Consider the following 25,001-nt stretch of genomic DNA (forward strand, 5'->3'; position numbering starts at 1 on the left):
GCGTCCGCGCGGACTGACCGAGCAGGGAAGCGCTGCGCTCGCGCGGCGGCGGCGCCGACGGCCAGTCGCCATAGAAGAAGAAAGAACAAAAAAAGGGAGGGGCCATGGATGCCACCAAAGGACACCGAGACATTCATCAGGTTCGCCAAGCGAAGCTCGATGTCAAAAACGAGGTCGCCAAGCAGTTGATCGAAGCGATGGAGTCAGGCAACACGCCATGGCAGCGGCCATGGAAGTCCCAGTCATTGATGCCCATCAATGGAGCGACCCAGAGCGGGTATCGCGGAGTGAACCGGATCCTGCTGGCCTTGCAAAACCGCAGCTCGAACATCTGGCTCACATTCAACCAAGCCAACGACGCCGGCTACAAAGTTCGCAAGGGCGAGAAGGGCACGCCCATTGTCAAGGTCGTGGAGCTCGATCGCGGCGAGCGCAATGGACGCGAGCGAGGCGAGGACGCATCGTCATCGGTGGACGGGCAGGGCGACGGCAAGGAAGCCCGCAAGGCATTCATCCTGCGGCGCTACTTCGTCTTTAATGCCGAGCAAATCGAAGGCTTCCCAATCCCCGTGGAGGAGCCGGGCCTGCTGGCCCACGAGTCGGTCGAGCAGGTCTCGAATGTCGTGGAGGCGATGAAGGAGCAGACGGGCCTCATGGTGATTCACGGCGGCAACAACGCGTGTTATGTCCCCTCACTGCATGAGGTGCGACTGCCACCAAAGAGGGCCTTCGATGGTCTATACGACTACTGGGTGACAGCCCTGCATGAGTGCGCGCACGCGTCGATGAATGAGCGTTGCATGAACAGGACAGAAGCCATCTCGAAACGTTGGGGCGACGAAGCTTATGCGATGGAAGAGCTGCGCGCCGAGATCGCGTCTTGCCTGCTCGCCCACACCACGGGCCTCGCCCGCGGCCAAGGCGCGTCTAGCGGCGGCCCAGCAGACCCATACGCGCACCACCGCGAGCAGCACGCGGCCTACCTGCGCTCGTGGGTGAAGGTCATCAAGAACGACCCGATGGCGATCTTATCGGCAGCCAAAGACGCTGACCGCATCTGCGAATACATACTCGGCCTTGCCATGAAGCGCGAGGCCATGGCTCCTCATCGGGAATGGGTCGCGGCATACGAGCGCTAAGTGTTGTCAATGCACGCCAGCGTCTTGGCGTTCCGCGACTCTCTTGGTTCGAACCTTTTTGCCAATTTCGACAACCATGAGGCCGTTGAAAAGCGATGCACGCATGTTTATGTGGGCGACCTATGGGCACGCAAATCAACATGAAAATTTTCGCGTGATTGCCAGAGCCTTTTCATTACGGGATGAGAAAACCAGTTTCGGACTTGTGCTGTGCCTGAATTTTAAGGACATATGTAACACCTTTGCCGCTTTGAGAAGGCGGAAACGGCTCGCCTTTTACACAAGTGACCTGGGTGTGAGGGAGTTGTGCGATTGATTGCAAACTGAATGTCCCTGGAAGAATGACATCGTAGATGCCGGAAGTCGGGACAGTATCATGTGGCTTGTAGGCGATAGCGGCCAGCCTGTTCGCGATTCCCTGAGTTGATTCGGTCATGAGTTTCTCCTTTTGGTTTTAATGCCGAGGTATTTTGTTAACGGTTCTCGCCGCCGCAGGATTTCAATTTAATAAGGTAGGCTTCCCTGGCTTCCTTCTCTTTTGCTGTGATCTCTTGTTCTAAGTCTCGGACGATGCCAGCTGTGCCTAAGGATAAATACCACTTGGCGAAGGCCTTTTCTTCATCCGTTTTTGCCCCATTTAATCCTGATTTAATTTCCAGAATGCGTTGAGCCCGCTGGGGGACCGAATCCCGTTCTGCGGCGAGCTTGGCTCGCTGCTGCTGATATTCGGTATCGACTGCGTGCATGCACGACAATTTTTGATCGCTGCACCCTGCAAGGATTGATAGTGCGAGGAAGGTGATAATCGGGAAAATAGTATTCATGGGGATTGACCTCCAACTAACCAACAAAGATATGTTCGCGAAATCGCTGCCTCAACACCGGCCATCGGATCCCTTGAGGTGCTTGTAAACCTCTTTTGATTATCAAAAAGATGACCGTGGTATGCTCTTTCCGAGATGGGCGCGGCACTTGCTACGCGCGCGGGCCGGTGGCCCGGGAAAGGGCCCTTGGCAGAACCTCTGGATGCTTCGCAGGCGCAGCGTGAACGGCTAGCGTTCCTGGAGCTGCGCGCGTTCTTCACAGGGGAGCTGAGGCGATCGGACATCGAGGCGCGCTTCGGCATCAAGCCTGCGGCCTCATCGCGCGACCTGGCGATGTATCGCTCGCTCGCGCCGGACAACCTTGAATACGACGCTGTGGGCCGGTGCTACCGACCCTCGCCGTCTTTCTCCCCGGTGTTCGAGTTCAACCCAGACCGCGTGCTCGCATGGCTGCTGCAAGGCTTTGGCGATGGGCTGGAGCTGGGCTTGAAGCAAGCGGCGCCATGCGAAGGTCCGGGACAGCTCACGCGGCCCGACATGCAGGTGCTCGGTTCGATCACTCGCAGCATGTGTGCCAAGCGCGCTGCGCGGATCAGCTACCTGTCGCTGTCGTCGGGCTCGAAGCGTCGCGAGATCGTGCCGGTGGCATTGGCTGACAACGGTCTGCGGTGGCATGTGCGGGCGTTCGACCGCGAGCGGGGGCGCTTCGGCGACTTCGTGCTGACGCGGATCTTGAAGGTGCAGGAGATCGAGGGAGAGCCCGAGGAGCGAGAGCTTTTGGGAGCTGATGAGCAGTGGGCCAGGATCGTCGATATGGAGCTCGCGCCGCATCCCGGCATCGAACATTCCAGGGCGATCGAGGCCGACTACGGAATGAACGGCGGGGTGTTGCGCATCAAAGCGCGCGCCGCGTTGGCCGGCTACGTGCTGCGGCGATGGAACGTGGATGCGAGCCCGGATCATCGGCTCGATCCCGCGACCCATCACCTATGGCTTCGCAACTCGCCGACGCTCTACGGCGTGGAGAGCGCGGCTTTGGCGCCCGGCGTCGCAAGTGGACAGATTGGCGGCGCGATTTAACGCGCGAAACTACACACAATAAGAAAGGTTAGAAATGCTTGGAAAGCGACTTCGGGAGGGGTTTCGGGGAGCGTATCTCCGAAGCAGAAGCGCATGAACATCACCGAGATTGAACACTCGCTTCGCGAGCTGGTCGAAGAGGCGTTCGACCCGGCGGAGTTCCCGTTTTCCTTCTTGACGGCCTATGACGCTCCCAAGGCCACGGTCACCAAACTCAGGCAAGCCAGCCCGGTGAACCTGTTGGGGCAGATCGAAGTCCACTTGAAGAAGAAGCTCTTCTTCCGGTCGGCTGAGCCGGGGCAAGCTGGGGTAACCATCGAGGCTATGGCCGCGCAGTTCGACGGCAAGAAGGATGCGCCTCGCTTCCTGATGGCCACCGATGGAAGCGAACTGCTCGCGCGGGATGCCAAGACCGGCGCGCTGCTCGACATCGAGCACGGCGCGCTCAATGACTCGTTCGACTTTTTCCTGCCGTTGGCCGGCATCGAGCGGTATGAAGGCATCGCGGAGAGCGAGGCCGACATCAAGGCCACGGGGCGACTGGCCAAGCTGTATGACGCGATCCTCGAATCCAATCCCGATTGGCGCGACCCGGCCCGAGCCCACAGCCTGAACCTGTTCATGACGCGGCTGCTCTTCTGCTTCTTTGCGGAAGGCACGTCGATCTTCGACCCGCGCCAGTTCACGCAGGCGGCGATGAATTTCTCGCGGGAGGACGGGTCGGACTTTGCCGCCACGCTGTCGCTGATCTTCCGCGCGTTGTCCTTGGACCGGGACCAGCGAGGCGATGATCTCCCTGACTTCGCCAAGCGGTTCCCCTACGTCAACGGCGGATTGTTTCGCGAGGATGCTCCGATCCCGGCCTTTTCGCGGCGCGCGCGTCGGCTGCTCAAGAGCTGCGGCGAGCTGAAATGGGCGGCGATCAACCCGGACATCTTCGGGTCGATGATCCAGGCCATCGTCGAGCCGGGGATGCGCGGCGACATGGGCATGCACTACACCTCGGTGCCCAACATCATGAAGGCGCTGCAGCCGCTTTTCCTGCTGTCGCTGGAAGAGGATTTCGACGCCTCGCGAGACAGCGAAGCCAAGCTCACCCGTCTGCTTGTTCGGCTCACTCGCATCCGCGTGTTCGACCCCGCCTGCGGCTCCGGCAATTTTTTGATCATTGCCTACCGAGAGCTTCGGAAGCTTGAGGCCCGCATCTTCACCCGGCTGCGCGAGCTCCGAAGCTCCGCCATCCCGATGACCGGGATTCATCTGAATCAGTTCTTTGGCATTGAGCTTGCGGACTTCGCGGCCGAAACCGCCAAGCTCTCGCTCTGGATCGCCGAATACCAGATGAACGAGCAGGTCAAGGAGCAGTTCGGCGTCGCGCCGCCAGCCCTGCCGCTGCGCGACAGCGGCAACATCGTCCATGACAACGCCCTGCGGACCAATTGGCTGGACGTTTGCCCGTTCCGCGAGGGCGTGGAAACCTACGTCGTTGGCAATCCTCCTTACCTGGGCAGCTCCAACCAGGACGAGGATCAGAAGGCGGACATGGACAGGGTCTTCGCGTCGCTGACGAAGACCTACAAGAACCTGGACTATGTCGCCGCCTGGTATGTCAAAGCGGCGGCCTACGCCCAGACCGTCCCTGCGCAGTGCGCGTTCGTCGCCACCAATTCGATTTGCCAGGGTGAGCAGGTTGCGATGCTTTGGCCTCTCGTTTATCGAGCGGGCATGGAGATCGGCTTCGCCCACCAGGCTTTCAAGTGGCGCAACAACGCCTCGCATGTGGCCGGGGTGACTTGCGTGATCGTGGGCATTCGCCTGCGCGGCGCAGCCAAGAAGGTGCTTTATTCGGCTGAGCTTGCGCGAGTGGTGCGCAACATCAGCCCGTATCTGATCGAGATGGACGACACCATCGTCGGAAAGGAAGCCAAACCCATCAACGGCTTGCCGAAGATGGATTGGGGAAACAAGCCTACGGACGACGGCAACCTGATCCTTTCTCCGGAAGAAAAGAGCCACCTGCTTGCGGATTATCCGCAAGCTGCCGTCTTCGTGCGGCGGTATTACGGCACCCAGGAGTTCATCAAGGGCGTCGAACGCTACTGCCTTTGGATCCTCGACGAGCAGCGTGAGGCGGCCGAGGCGATCCCGCCGATCAAAGCTCGCATCGACGCCGTCGCCACGTTTCGACTGGCAAGCGACGCCGAGAGCACGCGCGAGCATGCGGCCTGGCCTCACCGTTTTCGCCAGATCCAGGACTACGGGTCCGATGCCGTGCTGGTCCCGATCCACTTCTCGGAGGATCGGGACTACTTCACCATCGGCTTCGCCGACGGCGAGACGTCGGTGATCAGCAACGCGTGCTACGCCATCTATCGGGCGGACGCCTACGTCATGGCGCTGCTGTCGACGAGGCTGCACGCGGTGTGGGTCTCCACCGTGTGCGGCGGGTTGGAGACTCGGATCCGCTACTCCAACACCATGGGATACCACACGTTTCCCATCCCGACGCTGTCCGACGAGCAGAAGCAGGAGCTGGAGGATCACGCCTGGGCAATCATTGCCGCTCGTGAGAACTATCCGGACAAAACGATCGGTGAGCTCTACGACCCCGAGGACATGCCGGCGGATCTCCTGTTGGCGCATCGCGAGCTCGATGCCACGTTGGAGCGCATCTGCATAGGCCGCTCGTTCCGCAATGACACGGAGAGGCTGGAATACCTGTTCAAGCAATACGTCTCGATGAAGAGAAAAAGCCGGCCTGTCGCAAAGGCCCGACCAGCAAAGGGAACACGATGACCGATTTCGTCAAACTCACATACGCCCAATCTGGGGCGAGCCAGTCCGTCAACGGGGTGGGCATGCGCGCGATGCAGGCGCGCGCGTTCGATGAGCGCGGGTCGCAATATCTGCTGGTCAAGGCGCCGCCAGCGTCCGGCAAGTCGCGAGCCCTGATGTTTATCGCGCTCGATAAGCTCGCCAACCAGGGCATCCGCAAGGCGATCGTCGCGGTGCCGGAGCGCTCCATCGGTTCGTCCTTCCGTTCGACGCCGTTGTCCCAAGACGGCTTCTTCGCGGACTGGGTCGTCGAACCGCAATGGAATCTGACCTCCGCTGGCGGCGCGCAGAAGACCAAGGCCTTCGCCGAGTTCATGGACAGCCAGGCCAAGACCCTGGTCTGCACACACGCGACATTGCGTTTCGCGTTCGAGCATCTCGGAGCGCAGGCGTTCGACAACTGCCTGCTCGCAATCGACGAGTTCCATCATGCTTCGGCCGACGAGGACAGCCGCTTGGGCGAGCTGGTGCGATCTCTCGTCGAGCGCGACAAGGCGCACATCGTCGCCATGACCGGCAGCTACTTCCGTGGCGATGCCACGCCAGTTCTGCGCCCCGAGGACGAGGCCCGCTTCAATCGCGTGACCTACACCTACTACGAGCAGCTCAACGGCTACAAGGATTTGAAGACTCTGGGCATCGGCTACCACTTCTATCGCGGACGCTATATCGACGCGATCAACGAAGTGCTTGATCCGACGAAGAAGACGATCATCCACATCCCCAGCGTCCGCTCCGCCGAAGCCACCAGCGAGGGCAAGTATGGCGAGGTCGATCGCATCCTCGATCACCTCGGTCGCGTCCTCGGCCGCGATGCCGCGACGGGCTTCTATCGGATCGAGCGCGCCGACGGGACGCAGCTTGTCGTCGCCGATCTCGTCGACGACAGCGCGGATCGCGAACGCGTGATGGCCTCGCTGCGCGAGATCAAGGGTCGAGATGATGTGGACATCATCATCGCCTTGGGCATGGCCAAAGAGGGCTTCGATTGGATCTGGTGCGAGCACGCATTGACCGTGGGCTACCGCGGCTCGCTGACCGAGATCATCCAGATCATCGGGCGCGCCACGCGCGACGCTCCGGGCAAGTCTCACGCCCAGTTCACGAACTTGATCGCCGAGCCTGACGCCGCCGAGGAGCGCGTGGCCGACGCGGTCAACAACATGCTCAAAGCCATCGCCTGTTCGCTGCTGATGGAGCAGGTTTTGGCGCCGAACTTCAAGTTCAGGGCCAAGGACGACAGCGACGAGATCGACGGGTCGCGTCGCGAGACGAACATCATCTTCGACAAGGATGGCTCGGCCTCCGTCGCCATCCTCGGATTCAAAGAGCCTTCGACCGAGCGCAGCCGCCAGATCATCGAGACGGACCTCGCTGACCTGACCGCGGCGATCTTCCAGGATGATTCGGTGCTTCGCGCGTCGCTTAGCCCCGACGAATACGCCCCCGAGGTCATCAACCAGGTCTACATCCCGCGAGTCATCCAGACCAAGTATCCGGATCTCAGCGATGAGGAAGTCGAAGAGGTTCGCCAAGCCGTCGTGGCCAATGGGGTGTTCAAGAGCCCGGAGGTCGAGCTGAATCCGGGCGACCTGGATCCGGACGCCAAGGGCGGCTCGAAGTTCGTGAAGATGGCGGAGAAGCTGATCAACATCGACGAACTGAGCATCGATCTGATCGACAGCATCAACCCGTTTCAGCGGGCCTACGAGATCCTCTCCAAGGCCGTCACCGCCGATGTGCTGCGCACCATCCACGGGGCGATCGCCACCACGAAGATCGCAATGTCCGAGGAGGAGGCCGTGGCGCTTTTCCCGCGCATCAAGGCCTTCACTAGCGAGCGTGGGCACGAGCCAAGCCTCACCTCTGCCAATCCGCTGGAGCGCCGCATGGCCGAAGCCTTGGCATGGATCCGCGAGGCCAAGCGCAAGCGCATGGCCGCAGCTGGAGAGTGACGACCATGGCGACCAAGAAGACGCTCGACGAGTTGCTGGCCGAGGAGGCGGGGTCGGAGCTGCTCAACGTCAAGCCGAAACAGGTCAAATCCGCCGACGCCTTCGCCAGAGCTCGCGGCCAATTCGAGGAGATCAATGTCTTTGTCGATCGCAACGGCTTTGCGCCGGGACACGGGCCGGCCGGGCACAAGCTCGGCGTCATGGAGCGCTCGTATCAGGCCCGACTGCGCGCCTACGCTGAAAACCCTGAGTTGGTGGCGGAGCTCGCCAGCATGGATCGACATGGGCTCCTGACGACGGCGCCGAAGCCTGATCCAACCAGCCTCGATGAGATCTTCGCCGAGGGGGATCCGCTGCTGGACGATCCTAACGAAGGCATCTTCGACCTGCGCCATGCGCGCGGCGCGCTTGCGCGTCCGGACATGGTTGCTGAACGCGAACCGTGTCGCGACTTCGAGAAGTTCAAGCCGTTGTTCGACAAGGTGGCCGCTGAACTGGCCTCTGGCGTTCGCCGCACCATGCGATTCGCCAACGAGCAGGAGATCGAAGCCGGCGGCTTCTTCATCCTCAATGGCGTGATGGTCTACGTCGCGGAAGTGCGCGACCCGCACATTCGCAATGGCAAGCGGAACGCGAGGCTTCGGCTGATCTTCGACAACGGAACGGAGAGCCAGAACCTGCTTCGTTCGATGTCCGCGGTCCTCTACAAGGATCCGAATGGACGGCGCATTTCAGATCCCAATGCTGGGCCGCTTTTCGGTTTTCAGCCCACGGTGGAGATCCAGTCGCCGCAGGCGCAGGACCGCGTCACTGGCCTGATCTATGTGGTCAAGAGCCTTTCGAAGTCGCCGGACATCGCTCGCTTGGATGGCAACCTATTCAAGATCGGGTTCACCACCGGAGCGCTGGAGTCGCGGCTCAAAGGCGTCGAGGACGACCCAACCTTCCTGATGGCGCCGGTCAAGCCAGTGATGTCCTATCAGGCGATCAACTTGAACGCGAACGCCTTCGAGCGCCTGGTCCATCACTTCTTCGGTGAAGCTCGACTGGACATCGAGATCAAGGACCGATTCGGCAAGACCATCAAACCACGCGAATGGTTTTTGCTGCCGCTGCCGGTCATTGAACAGGCGATCCCGCTGATGGTGGACGGCTCGATCCTGCGTTACCGCTACGACCACCGCTCCTGCGCCATTGTCGAGGCAGCGAAAAAATCATAGGACGCCGCGATGCCGAACATCCGATCCCTTGATATGAAGCTCGTGGACGACCTGTTCGACATGGGTGGCGGCTATGTCCTCGACTTCTCGGACCGGACCATGGCGTCCTTCTTCGCCGAGGAGCTTAATGTCGACATCGACGATCCGACGTATCGGGAGCAGGGCACATCGAAGGCTAAACGCCTGCGCTGCTACCTGAACAAGGTGGACCTGGCCACCTCGGTCAAAACGCTCAAGGCCTTGTGGGACTACCGCGAGATGACCCGCAAGGATCGGGGCAGGGCGGAATGGGTCAACAACGCCGAAGGGCGCTTCCTCTCGCTGCTCAATCGCATGCAGGGCGAGCCCGACCAGCCGGCCCCGCAAGCTGAGCCGCCCAAGCCCGCGTTCGATCGACCGAAGATCCTCGCGTTGAAGCAGAAGCTCATCGAGCTGTCGGCCTTGGAGCCGCAGCCGCGTGGCTACGCTTTCGAGGCTTGGCTCACCAACGCCTTCAACACGTTTGGCCTCGCGGCGCGCGAGCCATTCCGCCTGCGCGGCGAGCAGATCGACGGAAGCTTCCAGCTGCAGGGTGAAACCTACCTCGTCGAGGCCAAATGGCACGCTGCCCAGACGCCTGCGGCCGATCTGCATGCATTCCACGGCAAAGTCGAGCAGAAGGCGGCGTGGGCCCGCGGGCTCTTCATCAGCAACAGTGGTTTCACGCCTGACGGCCTGGTCGCATTCGGCAAGGCCAAACGCGTCATCTGCATGGACGGACTCGACTTGTTCGAGACGCTCGATCGCGAGCTGCCGCTCGACCAGGTGATCGGCCGCAAGGCGCGCCGAGCCGCGGAGACGGGCCTGCCGTTCGAGCGGGTGCGCGACATCTTTGGACACTAAGCTTTAAGGAGGAAGCATGAGCAACTGGCGCGTTATCAAGGCACGAGACGATGAGGGCAACCACTGCATCTACTTGCAGCAAGGCTCCGACAAGAGCACCCGGGAGCTCTTCGAGTTCGTCGAGCCCGACGTGATGGTTTCTCTGCCCCAGCAATACGCTGCGTATTTGGAAGACGCCGAAGCAGAGGTTGAAAGTCGCAACGCGGACGAGGACGACGGTCAGTGACAGGCTGAGCGGTAAGACGCAAAGGGGAGACGATGGCCAAGCCAAAGACAAAGCCGAAGGCTGATGATTCGACTGGATCGCTGTTCGAGGAGAACTACCTCGTCCGCACGCTTGGGCGCATCGCCCAAGACCCCGAGGTCGCGCTCACGGAGCTCGTCGCCAACGCATGGGATGCCGGCGCATCGCTCGTGGACCTGACGATCCCGCCGACCAGCGAGCTGGTTCTCACGGTCGAGGATGACGGCCACGGCATGAGCGCCGCGCAGTTCAAGGGCCGGTGGATGAAGCTCGGTTACGACCGAATCAAGCATCAAAGCGCGATGGTGGAGTTCCCGCCGGAGCGCGCGGGATGGCGTCGCAAGGCATACGGCCGCAACGGGGTGGGCAGACACGGTCTGCTCTGCTTCGCCGACCAGTATTCGGTGGAGACCTGGCGCGACGGAAAGGGCGCGAGCTTCGACATCGGCACCAACAGCGAGGAGAACCCTTTCAAGATCGAGAAGGAGGGCTCCTTCATCAGGGCGGGCCATGGAACCAAGGTCTCCGTCATCGTGCAGCGGCACTTGCCTGATGCCGACGCCATCCGCGCAATCCTGGCGGGACGATTCGTCCACGATCCTCAGTTCGTCGTCCGGGTCAACGGGGAGTCGGTCGCCTTGGCCAACCTGACGGGCCTGATTGAGAAGCAAGACCTGCATATCGAAGGGTGCCCGCCGGCCGAGGCCTTCGTCGTCGACACGACGCGCACGGCCAAATACACGCTCTACCAGGGCATCGCCTTTTGGGTGAATGGGCGTTTGGTGGGGGTCCCGAGCTGGGTGGTCGGAGCCGAAGCAGTGATCGATGGCCGCGCGCGCTTCGCCAAGCGCTTTTCGATCGTCATCAAGGCCGCCGACGGCTGGCTGCCGGAGGTCGAGCAGGACTGGGTCCGCTTCAAGAGCAGCAAGAAGGTGGATGCGCTCTTCGAGGCCGCGCGCGACTACGCAAAGAAGGTCTTCGCGCAGCTCTCGGCGACCATGGTCGAGGAGAACTCGGAAGAGGCTCTCATCAAGAACCGCGAGGACTTCAAGGAGCTGGCCCCCTTGGGCCGAGCCGATGTCGCCAACTTCGCCCGCGAGCTCGTGAAAGCCACGCCGACCGTCTCGCAAGAAGTTCTCTCGGCCGCCGTGCAAGCGGTCATCAACTTGGAGAAGGCCCGAGGCGGCGCGGCGCTGCTTGAAAAGCTCACAAAGCTCGACGAGTCGGACATCGAGGGGCTCGACCGGCTGCTGAGCCAGTGGACCGTGCGCGACGCGCTGTCGGTGCTCGACGAGATCGACCAGCGCCTGGCGGTGATCATCGCCATCGAGAAGCTCAGCGGCGACGAATCGGCTGACGAGCTGCACACCCTGCACCCGCTGGTGACGCAGGCCCGTTGGCTTTTCGGCCCCGAGTTCGACAGCAGCGAATATGCCTCCAACGTGAGCTTGAAGACCGCCGCGGAGAAGGTCTTCCAGAAGCGCCTCTCCAACGAGGCCTTCGTCAACGCTAAACAGCGCCCCGACATCGTGACGCTGGCCAACGCAACATGCTCGATCGTCGGCACAGAGGGGTTCGATACGGTTGACCCCACGCTCACTCGCATCCAAAACGTCTTGATCATCGAGTTGAAGAAAGGCCGATCGGCCATCGGCCGCGACGAGATGAACCAGGCGGACGGCTACGTCCAAGACTTTCTCGAAAGCGGCGCGCTGGATGGCACGCCGATGTTCCGCGCGTTCGTTGTCGGCCATGAGATCGCGCCGAAGACCGTGCGCGAGAAGGATCTGATGGAGGACAAGGTTTTGCGGGGCAGGGTGCAGGCGGTCACCTATGGCCAGCTCACGCGCTCGGCCCATCAGAGGCTCTTCCGTCTGAAAGAGCGGATTCCGGCTCGATATGAAGATGTGTCGGGGGCGGACTTGTCCGCCAAGGTCATGCAAACAGCCTCTCAGACCAATCTTGGCCTAACGTCATCGGCCAAAGCTTAACGACGAATCGGCGCGTTCCTCGATGGCCGGTTTGGAGCGGCGTCGGTGGGGCGATATAGTCGCTTCCGAACGCAAGTTCCCCGCTTTTCCTCCCTGAGCGGGACCGTCGACGGCGATGGTTTCCCGTCCGCCCGCTGCGAAAGCCGGGCGGACGTTTCTTTTGCGACCGCGCGGCCAACGGGGCTGACGCTCCCCTGCTTAGGGCGTCGCTCCAATGCTGGCCATGAGGGCTTCGTATTGCGCTTGGTCGGCCGTCTGGATCTTGGCGATGACGTGGGCTGCGATCTTCTGGATTTCAGGGATGTCGATGGGCGCCATCCCCCGCTCGAAGCTCTCCTCCAAGTGGGAGAGTTCGTTGCCGAGGCGGCTGGCGATCTTTCCGGCCATCTCATCGCCGGCAAAGAATTTCGCCACGCGATCGCCCATGGCATCGCGCCCCGTGCCGTGGGGATATTTGAAATACAAGTAGGCCTCCAAGAACTTGCGCAGGTTGTTCCCGAAGCTGAAGAAGTGATCGTGATCGCCGCCTTGCGGCGCCGCCAGCGAGCACTTGTGGATCTGGTGGAAGAGGTAGTTGAACTCGGTGACGTATTTTTTCAGGTAGGCCGGCATCAGCGAGAGCCGGCTCGCCGTCTCTCCGTGACGCTCGATGATGAAGTGCTGTTTATCTGAGCCAGTGAGACGTTTGAGGTATTTCAAAAAGTCGAGGTTGTGCGTCGACACGAAGAGCTGCTTGTATTTGTAGCCGTCGGTCCCATCGCTTTTCTTGAACGGCGCGCACAGAAGTTGCTCGATCAGCCCGTAGACGAAGAAGACGTGGTTGCTGTCGAGGCTGGAGATCGGATCGTCGATGTAGACGATCAGCTCTTTGCCCCCGGTGCCCAGCGCGTCGAGCCGGGCCATGAAGTAGCAGAAGGCGATCAAGCTGCCTTCTCCTTCGCTCAGGTTGAAGGCAGGCCGTTCGCCCCGCATGATTTGAAATTTGACGCCGGAGGCGCCGGCATCGTCGACCGCTTCGAGCCTGACGCCGCCATGCCCGAAATAGTGGTTGAGGAGCGCGTTTACGCGTTCTGCGCCTTTTCGCTCGTCCTTCTGTTGGGCTTCGAGCTGCTTGATCTCCTGCTCGATCTTGCGCTCAGCCTCGCGCGAGGTTTCAGCGGCCGTTTTGGCGTCGCCGCTTTTCTCTCGTAGCGACTCGATGTTCGCTTGCTTGGCAGGCAGATCAAGCGTGGCTAGAAATTCTGCGACTTTGCTCTGTCGCAGGGAAACTCGCGCTGCTTCCTTGTCCTTGTTGAGCGTGCTCGAGCGACGGTTGCTCGCCGCCACTGCCTCATTCAAAGCCTGGACGGCGGCATCGGCGGATGCCGGATCGAAGTCGAACAGCGGGAGGCGGCCGATGCGGAACAATGAAGCGCGACGGTTCGCCAACGCGCTGGCTAGTTTGGCGACGTCCGACTGGTAGGTTTCCGCAGCCTTGGCGAGCAGCGCCTTGGCTTTGTCGAATGCGGCCCTCTCGGACGCGTAGAGCTGGCCGCTCTCAATGCTCGGCATGACGCTGATGCTCTTCTCCTCCTCGCGCACCTTCGCGAGACAGGAATCGATCTCATGCGCCAGGGTCTCAGAGGCTTGATTGAAGTGTTCCGAAAGCGTCTGCCAGAGGTCGCTGGGCAGTGTCTGCCGACAGAATGCGCAGCCGTCCCGCTTGCCCTGATGATGTCCGATGCCCTCGCGCACCCATACTTCCAGCGAGGCGTCCTCCAGCAAGTCTTTGAGCGGCTTGGTCGGCTCTATCGGGCGCGTGATGAGCGGACTGGCCTCCTCGAAAAGACTATGGAGCTTTGAGCGGAAGGCCGCGGTTTCCCGAACCTCGGGCAGCGCCTCCTCTTTGAGCAGCGTGACAAACGTCGTTCGGTCCGCTTCGGTCAGGACGCCAATCTTCTTTGCGACGACTTGGGCAATATCCGCTTTGATGCTCTCAATGTTGTAGCCGGCATGCCCAAAGGCGCGGTCTTTCTTGATCACATCATTGGCCTGCCGGCGCATCGCCTCGTCCAGGGCGTCCTTCGCATCGCTGGCGCGTTTGGTCGCCTTGGCGTGCTTGTCGGCCGCCTGGGAGGCCTCATATCTCGCGCCGCGCTTCTCGTCCACGCTGCCCAAACTCTGGCGAAGCGTCGCGATGCGTTCGGCGAGCGCGTTGTTCTCGCCGCCGACGATGGCGAAAGTTCGAACGTCTCCATCGCGCTGATCGGTTAGGAAGCTCAGATGCTCAGCGACAAAATCTTTGTTGTAGACCCGAATGTCGTAGGGCTGGCCAGCGATCTGCTGGTGGCTCAGCTCCCCATGCTCGCCGCGCACGGAGAAGTTCGCTCCTTCGTGCTTCCAAGGGATCTGGCCTGTCTCCAGGCTTCGGAACACGCGCGAGAGCGTCGTCTTGCCGGAGTAGTTCCGGCCATAGATGATGTTGAGTTTCTTGAAGTTTTGGACAGCGTTTCCTGGCCCGTCCTTCATGACGGCCTTCCACTGGAAGCCGCCGAAGCTTCCGAACTGGCCGATGTCTATTTGATGGATCACATCCGTTCCTCCCGACCATCTTTGCGGCCGCTTTTCCAAATATCTCCGCGATGCAACGTGGCGCGCATGGGGTTAACGCGAATGGGGCGATCGCGCGCTATGGACGGGAGCGCCGACCTCACCGATCTGTCGAGGCGTTCCGGTATCGCCGGTGATTGCCGTTTGTCTAACGTTGCGCAGGCCGGCGTCGCGGTTTGGCCTTATTGGCCTCGAAGTCCAAAAAGCGCTGATAGGCGTCGGCGTCGACCATGATCTTCTTGGCGACAGCCACGCCTACCTTCTCCAGAATCACGTTCTCCAAGGCCTCGTAGTGCGGCCGGAGCTGCTCGACCTTGTCCATGTAGTGCTTTGCCGTGACGTTGTCGTCGACGCTATGGTTCATCGCGAGCTTGACGAAGATCTGCTCGGCTCCCACGCCCGCCGATGACGACAGCAGATTGGAGAAGGTGCGCCGCAGATCGTGGGTCGAGAACGGAACGCCCGCCTCGTCGGCGACCTCTCGCATGGCGTTGACCGGCTCTTTGATGTGCGTCTTCTCCTTGGTCTTGGTGCCGGCCTTGGTCGCGGCGAACACCCAGTCGCTGCCTGGGCTCCACGCGTCGCGCAGCCTTTGCAGGCGCCGCAGGATCGACTCGGCCAACGGCGCGAGCGGGAAGTTGTGTTCTCGGCGCGCCTTGGTGATGTCCGCGGCGAATCGGACGGTCTTGGCCTCGAAATCGATGTCGTCCCAACGCAGTTGCAGCGTCTCGGTCCGTCGCCCGCCCCAAAGCAGAACCAGAGCCTGGTAATCCGCCAGGATCGCCGAGGCGCGGTTCTTCGCATTCGCATGACCCTTAGCGCGCTGGCTTTCGAGCGCGCTCCACCAGCGACGCAACGAGTCCTTGTCGGTGACGAGCGTGCGCTGGCGCGCGCGCGGCTTGTGCCAGTTGTTCTCCAACGCGGCGGAGAAGATGTTCGAGTCGGATGCGAGCCGCTTGTGGCGGATCGCATATTGCGTTGCGGAGCGCAGGTTTCGGAAGATCAGGTTGGCCGTCGTCTTCCCGCCGTTCTTCGCCCGCGGGCTCTTGGCCGCGGCGGCTCCGGCCCGCTTGAACGCGGCCAGGGCTTCGACCTCGCTGAGCGTTGCGATCGGCGTCGACCACAGCGGATCGGTCTTCATCCAGTTCTCGACCCGCTTGAAGTCGCGCATCGTGTTCGCGGAGAAAGGCTTCGCGTCGCGCGGCTGCTTCCGATACTCCGTCCACATCTCGCCGACGGTGAAGCGGGTGGCGAGCCATTCCTTGTTGGTCGCCGCCTTGCGGGCTTCCCGCTCCAAGGTCGGGTGCTTGCCCTGCTCGAAGGCGCCGATGGCGATCTTGGCCTCTTTGCGCGCGCGTTCGAGCGTCATTTCCGGGAACCGGCCGAGGACATGCCGGAAAGACTGACCTCGCAGCTTGCGGCGCACAATCCAAGTCTTGCTGCCGGGAGAGAGCCGCAGCGCGAGGCCCGGCTGCTCGGCGTCGTAGACCGTGAAGTCGCCGGACTCGGGGCAGGCCAAGGCCGCGACGAATGTCTTGGTCAGCTTTTCGGCGCGGGTTTCCGCGCGCTCGGTCTTCATGGTCGCCATGGGTTCTCCGTCCGATGCGGAGCAGCTTAGCGCGCCTGGGGGCCATGGCCCCCGCATGGCCCCGGCAGAGTCGGGAAAGATCCCCTTTTATCCCGTATCGACTGAATCGACGGCGGTGAATAACAGATCAAGAAACCCAGCATTCATGCGGGTTGCAGCCCGATTGAGCTCCCAAAGGAATTTTTGGGAGGCTCTCTCTGGAGGCCTCATAATCCTTTGGTCACAGGTTCAAGTCCTGTACGGCCGACCACCCCATACACGCAACGCACGACGCGCTGGCCGTCACAGCATCCTCTCGAAGGCCTTCGCCGCCTTGTCCAGCTTCTGGAACGCGCTCAGCACGCCGTCCAAGGGCAGGCCCTGGTTCGCGGCGTGGATGTCGAGTTCGTTCGAGGTCTTGAACAGCTTGTCCGCCACTTGATCGCGTATGCGTGAATCGCCCACGCTGGCGATCTGTTCGTTCAGATGTTCTCCCGGTTCACCTTCGGGCCGGTAGCTCTCGATCTCGAGTCGCAATGATTTCAGCAGGGCGCTGGCCGCCCCGAACTTGCTGGCCCTGATGTCCTTGATCGCCTGCTGCAGCTGTTCCAGCGGTGTCGTCCCGCCGCCGTCCTCGGTCGTCGCGTAGTCCTTCAGCGTCGGCGCGAGTTCCTCGATGCTGCGCAGCAACTCGTCGACATCGGTGCCCACCGTGTGCATGAGCAGGAAGGGCTGGACCGCGCTCGAGAACTCGCTGGCCAACTGTTGGATCGCCAGGGCCGCCTCTTCATGGTTGCGATTGGTGAAGCTGCCGTCGAGCGCGTACTGCCGTAGCCGCTCGGCCAACTGGATCATCGGAAACTGCTCGCCCGCGATTTCGTCGAACAGCGGGAGGACGGCGTGCGGGTCCCTGCCGTTCTGCCTCGACCGGGATACTGCTTCACCCACCAGCCTGTCGATGTTGCGCAGTGGCACCAGCGCACCTTGCTTCCACTCGTCGACGCTGACGGGCAAGGCGTAGCGCACCATGCCGTCGGACGTCAGACCGTAGCCTTCGCTGGCGGCCTGGCGGCGCAGGTCTTCCAAGAACTCCGGCTCCTGGCCACGGAAGAATTCGTCCACCCTTTCCTTGTAGGACGGGCTATCCATCGTCATCATCTGCCTGACTTCCGCTCGTGCAGCTTCGGGGCTGCCGTCGACGGCCTGCTGAATGCTGGCAAAGGTGCGCAGCGCAGCCGCGAAGTCCTGGCTCTTGTTCTCCTCGCGCAGCTTCTCGAACATCGTATGCAGCAGCCCGACCCTGGGCTTGCCGCTGCCGAATACCTGTTCCTCCATCGATTCCAGAGCCTTGCTGTCCGGAACAGTCTTGCGCCAGCGCTCTGCCAGTTCCTGTTTTCTGGCCAATTCCTTCTGCTCTTGTTCCTTGGGGCTCAGGGTTCGCGGCATCAATGTGCCGTCGAACGCCAGGTCCTTGTCGAGTTCGTCGAGCAGGGCGTTGGCCGCCTGCCAGTCGTGCTTGCGTGCGAACACTGCCGCTTCGCTGAGCTTGAGCTTGGCGCCCCCGGCGCCCGGCATTCCCGCGGCCAGGCCATCCTTGATGCGGGGCATCATCTCGTTGACCCGTTCGGTGAACTGCTTGCTCTCCTTGCTGGGCTCGCCGGTGCCGGATTCTGGTTTGACGGTCGTCGTCGATGGCAGCGGGGGCGCCGGGGGCACGGTGCCAGTACCCGCGAGCAGCTTGGCCACTGCGTCCAGCCCCTGCAGCGCCGCGGCGTAGTGACCTTCCTTGGCCTTGCCCTGCGCGAATCCGAAGAGAGCCTTGAGCTTGGCGACGTCGCCGGTCTCTCCGTGCAGCGCGCTGTTCAGCCTCGGCGCCAGTTCGCGCAGGTGCTCCAGGTACTGCGCCTTCTCGGGCGATTCCTGCGTCTCTTCTTCTTCGCCGCTTTCGTCGCCTTCGATCTGCGGGTCGTCGCCATCGTCGTCCACGTCGTGCGGATCGCTGCCGCGCACGCGCACCTTGAAGCGCACGTCGGTCTGCTTTTGCAGCGCTGCCTTGATGCCCTTGGCGAGGTTCGCCACCTTGGCTTCGAGCACGAAGGTGTGTGCGTTGGCCTCCCAGACGCATTCGCCGCTCATGTACTTGATGCCGCCGGCGTTGCCCAGCGCCTCGCCCAGCAGCTTCTTCTGCGCCGGGCCGATCGTGCGGCGCGCGACGAGCACGGCCACTTCCTTGCCGGCCGCGGCCACCATCACTGGCAGGGCGCCACCGTCCTGGCCCTTGGCGACCTGGCGCAGCAGCGGCAGCATCTTGGCGCCGAGCGCGGCGGGGCCGTCATCGTCTTCGCCATCCTTGGCCGTCTTCTTGGCCTCGAACTCCGACAGCTTGCGCTGCTTGTCGATCGCCTTGCCGGCCTCGCCGAGATAGTCGGCCAGCTCCTTGTCGCCCTTGTGGGCCTTGAGCAGCAGGTCCGATTGCTTCTCGATCTCCGCCAGCGCGCTCAGCTGTGCGTCCGGCGCCTTGGCCCGCTCCAGATCGGCCAGGCCCTTGACGAAGGCACCGTCCTTGAAACCGCGCCCCTTGGCGAAGCGCTTCCATTCCAGTTCGGTGAGGTGCTTGTCGCTCATGGCTGTCCCTGTTTTGTGGGTCGCCAGTTTTCCATGAGCGGGTAGGCCTAGCCTAGATAGAAACCCTCGATGGCCCGGATGCTGCCTGTTGGCATCGGCATCGACGATCCGGCTCGCTGGCTAGAAAGCCACACCCGCATACAGCAGCACGTTCATGTACGGCGTGCACTCGCCGGTCCGCACCATCGCGCGCGCGCCTTTGCACAGCCGCTTGAGTTCCTCATGCGGCACGACGCCCGGCGTCAGCGGCTGCAGCGACCCGCACCAGGCGGGCAGGGCGGCAGCATCGGGCACACAGGCCTCCGTCGCAATCAACGCACGCTCGACCTGCAGCTCGCTCAGCACCGCCTGAAGCACGTCGGCGAAGCCCGGCACGCCGCGCGACACGGCGAGGTCGATGCGCAGCGGCCCGTCGGGGATGGGCAGGCCGGCGTCGCCGATCACGAGCAGGTCGCCGTGGCCCATGCTGGCGATCACGCGGGAGAGTTCGGCGTGGAGCAGCGGTGTTCGTTTCATAGGTTCAGGGCCGCCGGGGCGGCCGGCAGCAGGGCTTCCACTTCTTCAGTCGTCGGGATCGATGCCTGGGCGCCCAGCCGTGTCACGCACAGTGCCGCGGCGCGTACGCCGCGTGCTGCGGCTTCGGGCGTGCCGAGGCCCCGAGCAAGCGCGACGACCAACGCGCCGGTGAAGGTGTCGCCGGCGGCCGTGGTGTCCACCACCGCCACCTTCAGTGCGGGCTGGAAAACGCAGGCCTCGCGTTCCACCGTCACCACGCCGCGTGCGCCCAAGGTGATGAGAACGCGGCCCGTGCCGCGCGCGAGCAGGGCGCGGCCGGCGGCCAGCGCTTCTTCGGGCGTTGTCACCGGCATGCCGGCGTAGTCGGCGGCCTCGATTTCGTTGAGCACCAGGGTGTCCAGCTGCGGCCACAGATCATCGGGCAGCGGCTGCATCGGCGAGGGGTTGAGCAAGACCTTGCAGCCCGCGCGGCGTGCGGCGGCCACCGCCTGCAGCACCAGCGGCAGCGGCGATTCGAGCTGGGTGACGAGGTAGTCGGCGCCTTGCAGCGGCGCGGCCAGCGCCTCATCGTCGAACGCCAGCTCCGCATTGGCGCCGGGCAACACGACGATGCGGTTCTGGCCGGAGTCCTCCAGCATCACCAGCGCCTTGCCAGTCGGCTGCTGCGGGTCTTGCTGCAGCGCCGCCAGGTCGATGCCGTCGCGCTGCAGCGCCTCGCGCAAGGCCTGACCCTCGGCATCGCGGCCGATGCGGGCCAGCAGGCGCACATGGCCGCCCTGGCGCGCGCAGGCCACGGCCTGGTTGCCGCCCTTGCCGCCTGGCGTCTGGCTCAGCGAATGGCCGAGCAGCGTCTCTCCGCCGGCCGGCGCGCGCGGCACGCGCAGCAGCAGGTCCATGTTCAGGCTGCCCAGCACGACGAGGGTCGGCGGCGTGTTCGTCGTCATTGCCGGTCTCCGCGGTACGGGGCGCTGGAGGCACGCACCCGCAGCTCCGGCTGCAGCACCACCTTGCGCGGCTCCTGCCGGCGGCCTTCGATGCGCTCCAGCAGCATGTCCACGGCGAGGTTGGCGATGCGCAGCTTGGGCTGGGCCACGGTGCTCAGCGGTGGGCAACTGAAGCGGGCCGGTTCGATGTCGTCGAAGCCGACCAGCGAGAGTTCGTCCGGCACGGCGACGCCGCACTCGTAGGCGGCGCACAGCGCGCCGATGGCCATCAGGTCATTCGCCGCGAAGACGGCGCTGGGCCGCGACGACTGGCGCAGAATCGCGTGCATCGCCGCGTAGCCGCCTTCGCTGGTGAAGTCGCCCGGGTGCAGCAGCTCGGGGCTGGCCGACAGGCCCAGGCCCGCCATGCCGATGCGCCAGCCTTCGGTCCGCTGCTGGGCCGTGGCCACGCCGGCCGGCCCGCCGATGCAGGCGATGCGGCGGTGGCCCAGCGCCGCCAGGTGCTGGACCGCGGCGACGGCGCCCTGCATGTGCGCCGTCTCGACCAGGTCGCAGGGCAGGGTGTCGATCTCGCGGTCCACCATCACCGTGGGTACGCGCAGGCCCTTCAGCAGATCGGGCAGCGCCGGATCCTCGCCAGAGGACACCACGATCAGCCCGTCGATGCGCCGCTCGGCCAGCACCTGCAGCACGGCACCCTGACGGCGCGGCTCGTCGTCGGTGTTGCACAGCAGCAGGTTGTAGCCGGCGCCGAAGCAGCGATCCTCGATACCGCGCACGATCTCGGCGAAGTAGGGGTTGGAGCTGTTGGGGATCAGCATGCCCAGCGTGTTCGTGGCGCTGCGCTGCAGGCTGCGGGCCACCGCGCTCGGCACGTAGCCCAGCTCGCGGATGGCCTGCTCCACGCGCTCGCGACCCTCGTCGCTGACGAAGCGGGTCTTGTTCACCACGTGCGAGACGGTGGTGACCGATACGCCCGCGTGGCGGGCGACGTCCTTGATCGTGGCGATGGCCTCAGCCCCTGTTCGCGCGCCGCTGGCGCAAGGTGTCGACGATGACGGCCACGACGATCACGCAGCCGGTGATGATGCGCTTGCTCGGCTCGCTGGCGCCGACCTGCGACAGGCCCGCTTCCAGCACCGCGATGATCAGCACGCCGATGAAGGTGTTGACGACCGAGCCACGCCCGCCCATCAGGCTGGTGCCGCCGATCACGACAGCGGCGATCACGCGCAGCTCGATGCCCTGGCCCGCGTTGGGGTCGGCCGCTTCCAGTCGCGCGGCCTGCATCAGCCCGCCGAGGCCGGCCAGCAGGCCCGTCATCGCGAACACGATGATGCGCACGGGCCGCGGGTCCACGCCGGCCAGGCGCATCGCCTCCTCGTTGGTGCCGATGCCCACGACGCTGCGGCCAAACACCGTGCGCGTCAGCACCAGCTGGCCGGCGATGACGAGCGCCAGCGCCAGCACGAAGGCCACCGAGACGCCGCCCAGTAGCGGCGTCGCCAGCGCGCCGATGCGGTCGCCGACGTACTGCGTGCGCGAGCCGGTGACCACATAGGCCGCGCCGCGCACGACCTCCAGCATGCCCAGCGAGACGATGAACGAGGGCAGCCGCCACGCGACCGACACCGTGCCGAGCACGGTGCCGCACAGGCCGCCGGCGGCCAGGCCCAGCAGCGCGCCGGCCAGCGGGCTCCAGCCCCACTGCAGCACGGCCAGCGCCGACAGCGCCGCGCTGAGCGCCAGCACCGAGCCGACCGACAGGTCGATGCCTGCGATGATCAGCACGAAGGTCATGCCGATCGCCATCACCGCCAGCGCCGGGATCTCGTTGACGACGGCGACGAAGGTGTCGGCCGAGAAGAAGTATTCGCTCAGCACGCTGAACAGCGCCACCATGCCGATCAGCACAGCCGCCAGGCCGATGTAGGTGCCGAACTGCGATTGCAGCCCGCCGCGGGGCGAAGCATTGGGAGTGGCGCTCATGCCGAAACTCTCTCTTGTTGTTGCTCGCCGGCGCCGCTGAACGCGGCCTCCAGCAGCGATTGTTCGGTCCAGTCGCCGCGCTCGAAGATGCGCACCAGCCGCCCGCCGCTCATCACGCCGATGCGGTCGCACAGGGCGGTCAGCTCGCGCAGGTCGCTGGAGACCACCAGCAGCGCGCGGCCTTCCGCGGCCATGCGGTCCAGTTCGGCATAGAGATCGGCGCGGGCGCCGACGTCGACGCCGCGCGTGGGCTCATCCAGCAGCAGCACCTCGCAGTTGCGATGCAGCCAGCGTGCGAACACGACCTTCTGCTGGTTGCCGCCGGACAGCGCCGCCACCGGCTGCTCTTCGCTGCTGCAGCGCACGCGCAGTTTTTGCACGAGGCCGCGCACCCGCTCGCGTTCGAGCGCCGGCTGCAGCCAGCCGCCGCGCGCCACGGCGCCGAGATCGCTGAGCGTCGTGTTGACGCGGATCGATTGGGGCAACAGCAGGCCCTCGGACTTGCGGTCCTCGCTGACCAGGCCGATGCCGCGGCGCACGGCCGTGATCGGGTCGGTCCAGCGCGGCTGGGCCTGGCCCTCTTTGTCCAGCAGCTCGACGCTGCCCTTGTCGGCGCGGTCGGCGCCGTAGATCAGACGCAGCAATTCGGTGCGGCCCGATCCGACCAGGCCGGCGATGCCAAGCACCTCGCCCGCGTGCAGGTCCAGGCTGACGTCCCGCACGACCTGGGCTCGGGAGAGATTGCGCACCCGCAGCTTCACCGGCCCGGCCGGGCGGCGCTCGCGCTCCTGGCCGTCGTCCAGCGCGCGGCCGATCATGCGCTGCACCAGCTCCGGTTCGGTGACGCCGGCCATCGGCCGATCGTCCACCAGGCGGCCGTCGCGCAGCACGGCGACGCGATCGCAGATCCGGCGCAGCTCTTCCAGCCGGTGCGACACATAGATCAGCGCCACGCCGGCCGCGGCAAGCTGCGCGACCTGCTCGAACAGGCGCTCGGACTCGCGCGCCGTCAGCATCGCGGTCGGCTCGTCGAGGATCAGCACCCGCGTGTCGTCCTGCAGATTGCGGGCGATCTCCACCATCTGCTGGTGGCCGATGCCCAGCCGCGACACCGGCAGGTCGGGGTCGATGTCGGTGAGGCCGATACGAGCGAGCTGCTGTTCGGCCAGCGCGCGCAGCCGGTCGCGCTGCACCCAGCCGGCGCGGTTCGGCAGTCGGCCCAGCAGCAGGTTCTCCGCCACCGTCAGCGTGGGCACGAGGCCCAGCTCCTGCATCACCATGCGCACGCCCTGGGCCTCGGCCTCGCGGCGCGAGCGGGGCGCGAAGGGCTGGCCGGCCAATTGCATCTGCCCGCGAGTCGGCGACACGAGGCCGCAGATGATCTTGGACAGCGTGCTCTTGCCGGCGCCGTTCTCGCCCGTCAGCGCCAGCACCTGGCCCGGCTGCAACTGCAGGTCCACGCCGTCGAGCACCGTCGCGGCGTAGTCCTTGCCGATGCCCTGCAGCGTCAGCACGGGTTGGCTCATTGGCTTACTTCGAGTCGCGGGTGACCAGCACCACGTCGGTCTTGACTTCCGCCGGCATGCCGCTCTGCGGGGTCTTGGCCGACAGCGCCTTCAGCGCGGTCTCGATGCCGAACACGGCCTGCTTGGCGGCGAACTGGTCGGCCGTCGCGAGCACGCGGCCGTCCTTCAGCATCGGCTTGATCGCGCTGATGTTGTCGTAGCCCACGACCTGCACCTTGCCGGTCTTGCCCGCCGCCTTGACGGCTGCCACGGCACCCAGGGCCATCGAGTCATTGCCGGCCAGCAGGGCCTTCAGGTCCGGGTGCTCGCGCAGCATGCTGGAAGCGACTTGGTTGCCCTTGTCGATCTCCCACTGGCCCGACTGCACGCCGACGACGGTGACACCCGCCGCCTTCATCGCGTCCTGGAAGCCCAGCGTGCGCTGCTGCGCGTTGACGGTCGTGGACACGCCTTCGATGATGCCGACCTTGTCGCCGGCCTTCAGCGTCTTGGCCAGCGCATCGCCCACCAGCTTGGCGCCGGCGCGGTTGTCGGGGCCGACGAAGGGCACCTGCAGGTTCTTTTCCTTCAGCGCTGCGTCATCGAGTTTGTTGTCGATGTTGACGATCAGCACGCCCTTGTCGGCGGCAGCCTTCAGCGCCGGCACCAGCGCCTTGGAATCCGCCGGCGCGATCACCAGCGCGTCGACCTTCTGCGCCACCATCTGCTCGACGATGCGGATCTGCGCGGCGGAGTCCGTCTCGTCCTTGATGCCGCTGGCGACCAGCGTGTATTCCTTGGCGTGCTGCTTCTGGTGGGCCTTGGCGCCTTCTTCCATCGTCAGGAAGAACTCGTTGGCCAGCGACTTCATCACCAGCGCGACTTTCGGCGGGTTTTGTGCCCAGACGGGCGACGCGATCAGGATGCCGGCCAGGCTCAGGGCGCCGGCCACGGTGCGACGGGTATGCATGCTTGTCTCCTGTTGTGGGTATGGAACGGAGCGGAGTGTAAGCACGTAAAAACGTTTGCGCAAACGTTTGCCTCATGGATTTACATCGGATTTACCCGAACAGCGCGGGCCGCATAGCATGTGGGT

19 protein-coding genes are annotated in these 25,001 nt (G+C 63.9%); 8 read left to right on the forward strand and 11 right to left on the reverse strand.

Translation table 11 applies throughout. The annotated features are described in order from the left end of the window. The first annotated feature begins 104 nt into the window (after positions 1-104). On the forward strand, positions 105-1,139 hold the full coding sequence (locus tag SNE35_RS25810) for an ArdC family protein (RefSeq protein WP_320425914.1): 1,035 nt from the start codon (positions 105-107) through the stop codon (positions 1,137-1,139). Between the two features lie 175 nt (positions 1,140-1,314). On the opposite strand, the gene SNE35_RS25815 is transcribed toward SNE35_RS25810, so the two are convergent. Further along, entirely contained in the window at positions 1,315-1,575 is a 261-nt protein-coding gene (locus SNE35_RS25815; RefSeq protein WP_320425915.1) for a hypothetical protein, read from the reverse strand. Between the two features lie 37 nt (positions 1,576-1,612). Next, entirely contained in the window at positions 1,613-1,963 is a 351-nt protein-coding gene (locus SNE35_RS25820; protein ID WP_320425916.1) for a hypothetical protein, read from the reverse strand. A 186-nt stretch (positions 1,964-2,149) separates the two neighbouring features. Between SNE35_RS25820 and SNE35_RS25825 the strand changes: the two genes are divergently transcribed. The 7 genes from SNE35_RS25825 to SNE35_RS25855 all read left to right on the forward strand — a co-directional run bounded on the left by SNE35_RS25825 (position 2,150) and on the right by SNE35_RS25855 (position 12,170). Then, positions 2,150-3,043, forward strand: a complete 894-nt coding sequence (locus SNE35_RS25825) for a BrxR family transcriptional regulator (protein WP_320425917.1) — start codon at positions 2,150-2,152, stop codon at positions 3,041-3,043. A 93-nt stretch (positions 3,044-3,136) separates the two neighbouring features. Next, positions 3,137-5,839, forward strand: coding sequence for a class I SAM-dependent DNA methyltransferase (locus SNE35_RS25830; protein WP_320425918.1), 2,703 nt, complete (start codon positions 3,137-3,139; stop codon positions 5,837-5,839). Further along, positions 5,836-7,833 carry a DEAD/DEAH box helicase gene (locus SNE35_RS25835; RefSeq protein ID WP_320425919.1) on the forward strand — a complete coding sequence of 666 codons (1,998 nt, stop codon included), beginning with the start codon at positions 5,836-5,838 and terminating at the stop codon, positions 7,831-7,833. The genes SNE35_RS25830 and SNE35_RS25835 overlap by 4 nt, the downstream gene beginning before the upstream one ends. A gap of 5 nt (positions 7,834-7,838) precedes the next feature. Continuing rightward, the gene (locus SNE35_RS25840; RefSeq protein ID WP_320425920.1) at positions 7,839-9,053 is read left to right on the forward strand and encodes a GIY-YIG nuclease family protein; all 1,215 of its coding nucleotides are present in this window, start codon (positions 7,839-7,841) and stop codon (positions 9,051-9,053) included. A 9-nt stretch (positions 9,054-9,062) separates the two neighbouring features. After that, a complete protein-coding gene (locus tag SNE35_RS25845; RefSeq protein WP_320425921.1) occupies positions 9,063-9,935 on the forward strand; it encodes a restriction endonuclease in 873 nt (290 codons plus the stop codon). A gap of 16 nt (positions 9,936-9,951) precedes the next feature. After that, the gene (locus tag SNE35_RS25850; protein WP_320425922.1) at positions 9,952-10,161 is read left to right on the forward strand and encodes a hypothetical protein; all 210 of its coding nucleotides are present in this window, start codon (positions 9,952-9,954) and stop codon (positions 10,159-10,161) included. 32 nt (positions 10,162-10,193) lie between these two features. Continuing rightward, entirely contained in the window at positions 10,194-12,170 is a 1,977-nt protein-coding gene (locus SNE35_RS25855; RefSeq protein WP_320425923.1) for an ATP-binding protein, read from the forward strand. A 198-nt stretch (positions 12,171-12,368) separates the two neighbouring features. On the opposite strand, the gene SNE35_RS25860 is transcribed toward SNE35_RS25855, so the two are convergent. The 9 genes from SNE35_RS25860 to SNE35_RS25900 form a co-directional block, all read right to left on the reverse strand. Further along, positions 12,369-14,741, reverse strand: a complete 2,373-nt coding sequence (locus SNE35_RS25860; RefSeq protein WP_320425924.1) for an AAA family ATPase — start codon at positions 14,739-14,741, stop codon at positions 12,369-12,371. A 166-nt stretch (positions 14,742-14,907) separates the two neighbouring features. Beyond that, complete coding sequence (locus SNE35_RS25865; protein WP_320425925.1) at positions 14,908-16,347, reverse strand: tyrosine-type recombinase/integrase; 1,440 nt, start codon at positions 16,345-16,347, stop codon at positions 14,908-14,910. A 282-nt stretch (positions 16,348-16,629) separates the two neighbouring features. Next, a complete protein-coding gene (locus tag SNE35_RS25870; protein ID WP_320425926.1) occupies positions 16,630-18,951 on the reverse strand; it encodes a hypothetical protein in 2,322 nt (773 codons plus the stop codon). Between the two features lie 120 nt (positions 18,952-19,071). Beyond that, positions 19,072-19,467, reverse strand: a complete 396-nt coding sequence (gene rbsD, locus SNE35_RS25875) for a D-ribose pyranase (protein ID WP_320425927.1) — start codon at positions 19,465-19,467, stop codon at positions 19,072-19,074. After that, positions 19,464-20,411: a ribokinase gene (gene rbsK, locus SNE35_RS25880; RefSeq protein WP_320425928.1), complete on the reverse strand. Its 948-nt coding sequence runs from the start codon at positions 20,409-20,411 to the stop codon at positions 19,464-19,466. Before rbsK ends, rbsD begins: the two co-directional genes overlap by 4 nt. Next, positions 20,408-21,421, reverse strand: coding sequence for a LacI family DNA-binding transcriptional regulator (locus tag SNE35_RS25885; protein WP_320426168.1), 1,014 nt, complete (start codon positions 21,419-21,421; stop codon positions 20,408-20,410). The genes rbsK and SNE35_RS25885 overlap by 4 nt, the downstream gene beginning before the upstream one ends. Before the next feature lie 4 nt (positions 21,422-21,425). After that, positions 21,426-22,400, reverse strand: a complete 975-nt coding sequence (locus SNE35_RS25890; RefSeq protein WP_320425929.1) for an ABC transporter permease — start codon at positions 22,398-22,400, stop codon at positions 21,426-21,428. Beyond that, the gene (locus tag SNE35_RS25895) at positions 22,397-23,926 is read right to left on the reverse strand and encodes a sugar ABC transporter ATP-binding protein (protein WP_320425930.1); all 1,530 of its coding nucleotides are present in this window, start codon (positions 23,924-23,926) and stop codon (positions 22,397-22,399) included. The genes SNE35_RS25890 and SNE35_RS25895 overlap by 4 nt, the downstream gene beginning before the upstream one ends. Before the next feature lie 4 nt (positions 23,927-23,930). Continuing rightward, positions 23,931-24,875, reverse strand: coding sequence for a sugar ABC transporter substrate-binding protein (locus tag SNE35_RS25900; protein ID WP_320425931.1), 945 nt, complete (start codon positions 24,873-24,875; stop codon positions 23,931-23,933). Between the last annotated feature and the right edge of the window lie 126 nt (positions 24,876-25,001).

This window comes from Roseateles agri (genome assembly GCF_034043675.1).
Classification (GTDB): Bacteria; Pseudomonadota; Gammaproteobacteria; order Burkholderiales; family Burkholderiaceae_C; genus KK5.

Coding starts and splice junctions, on each gene's coding strand:
- SNE35_RS25815 (WP_320425915.1), bottom strand. CDS start 1,575: ATGACCGAATCAACTCAGGGAATCGCGAACAGGCTGGCCGCTATCGCC.
- SNE35_RS25890 (WP_320425929.1), bottom strand. CDS start 22,400: ATGAGCGCCACTCCCAATGCTTCGCCCCGCGGCGGGCTGCAATCGCAG.
- SNE35_RS25810 (WP_320425914.1), top strand. CDS start 105: ATGGATGCCACCAAAGGACACCGAGACATTCATCAGGTTCGCCAAGCG.
- SNE35_RS25840 (WP_320425920.1), top strand. CDS start 7,839: ATGGCGACCAAGAAGACGCTCGACGAGTTGCTGGCCGAGGAGGCGGGG.
- SNE35_RS25820 (WP_320425916.1), bottom strand. CDS start 1,963: ATGAATACTATTTTCCCGATTATCACCTTCCTCGCACTATCAATCCTT.
- SNE35_RS25870 (WP_320425926.1), bottom strand. CDS start 18,951: ATGAGCGACAAGCACCTCACCGAACTGGAATGGAAGCGCTTCGCCAAG.
- rbsK (WP_320425928.1), bottom strand. CDS start 20,411: ATGACGACGAACACGCCGCCGACCCTCGTCGTGCTGGGCAGCCTGAAC.
- SNE35_RS25845 (WP_320425921.1), top strand. CDS start 9,063: ATGCCGAACATCCGATCCCTTGATATGAAGCTCGTGGACGACCTGTTC.
- SNE35_RS25900 (WP_320425931.1), bottom strand. CDS start 24,875: ATGCATACCCGTCGCACCGTGGCCGGCGCCCTGAGCCTGGCCGGCATC.
- SNE35_RS25865 (WP_320425925.1), bottom strand. CDS start 16,347: ATGGCGACCATGAAGACCGAGCGCGCGGAAACCCGCGCCGAAAAGCTG.
- rbsD (WP_320425927.1), bottom strand. CDS start 19,467: ATGAAACGAACACCGCTGCTCCACGCCGAACTCTCCCGCGTGATCGCC.
- SNE35_RS25895 (WP_320425930.1), bottom strand. CDS start 23,926: ATGAGCCAACCCGTGCTGACGCTGCAGGGCATCGGCAAGGACTACGCC.
- SNE35_RS25835 (WP_320425919.1), top strand. CDS start 5,836: ATGACCGATTTCGTCAAACTCACATACGCCCAATCTGGGGCGAGCCAG.
- SNE35_RS25850 (WP_320425922.1), top strand. CDS start 9,952: ATGAGCAACTGGCGCGTTATCAAGGCACGAGACGATGAGGGCAACCAC.
- SNE35_RS25855 (WP_320425923.1), top strand. CDS start 10,194: ATGGCCAAGCCAAAGACAAAGCCGAAGGCTGATGATTCGACTGGATCG.
- SNE35_RS25830 (WP_320425918.1), top strand. CDS start 3,137: ATGAACATCACCGAGATTGAACACTCGCTTCGCGAGCTGGTCGAAGAG.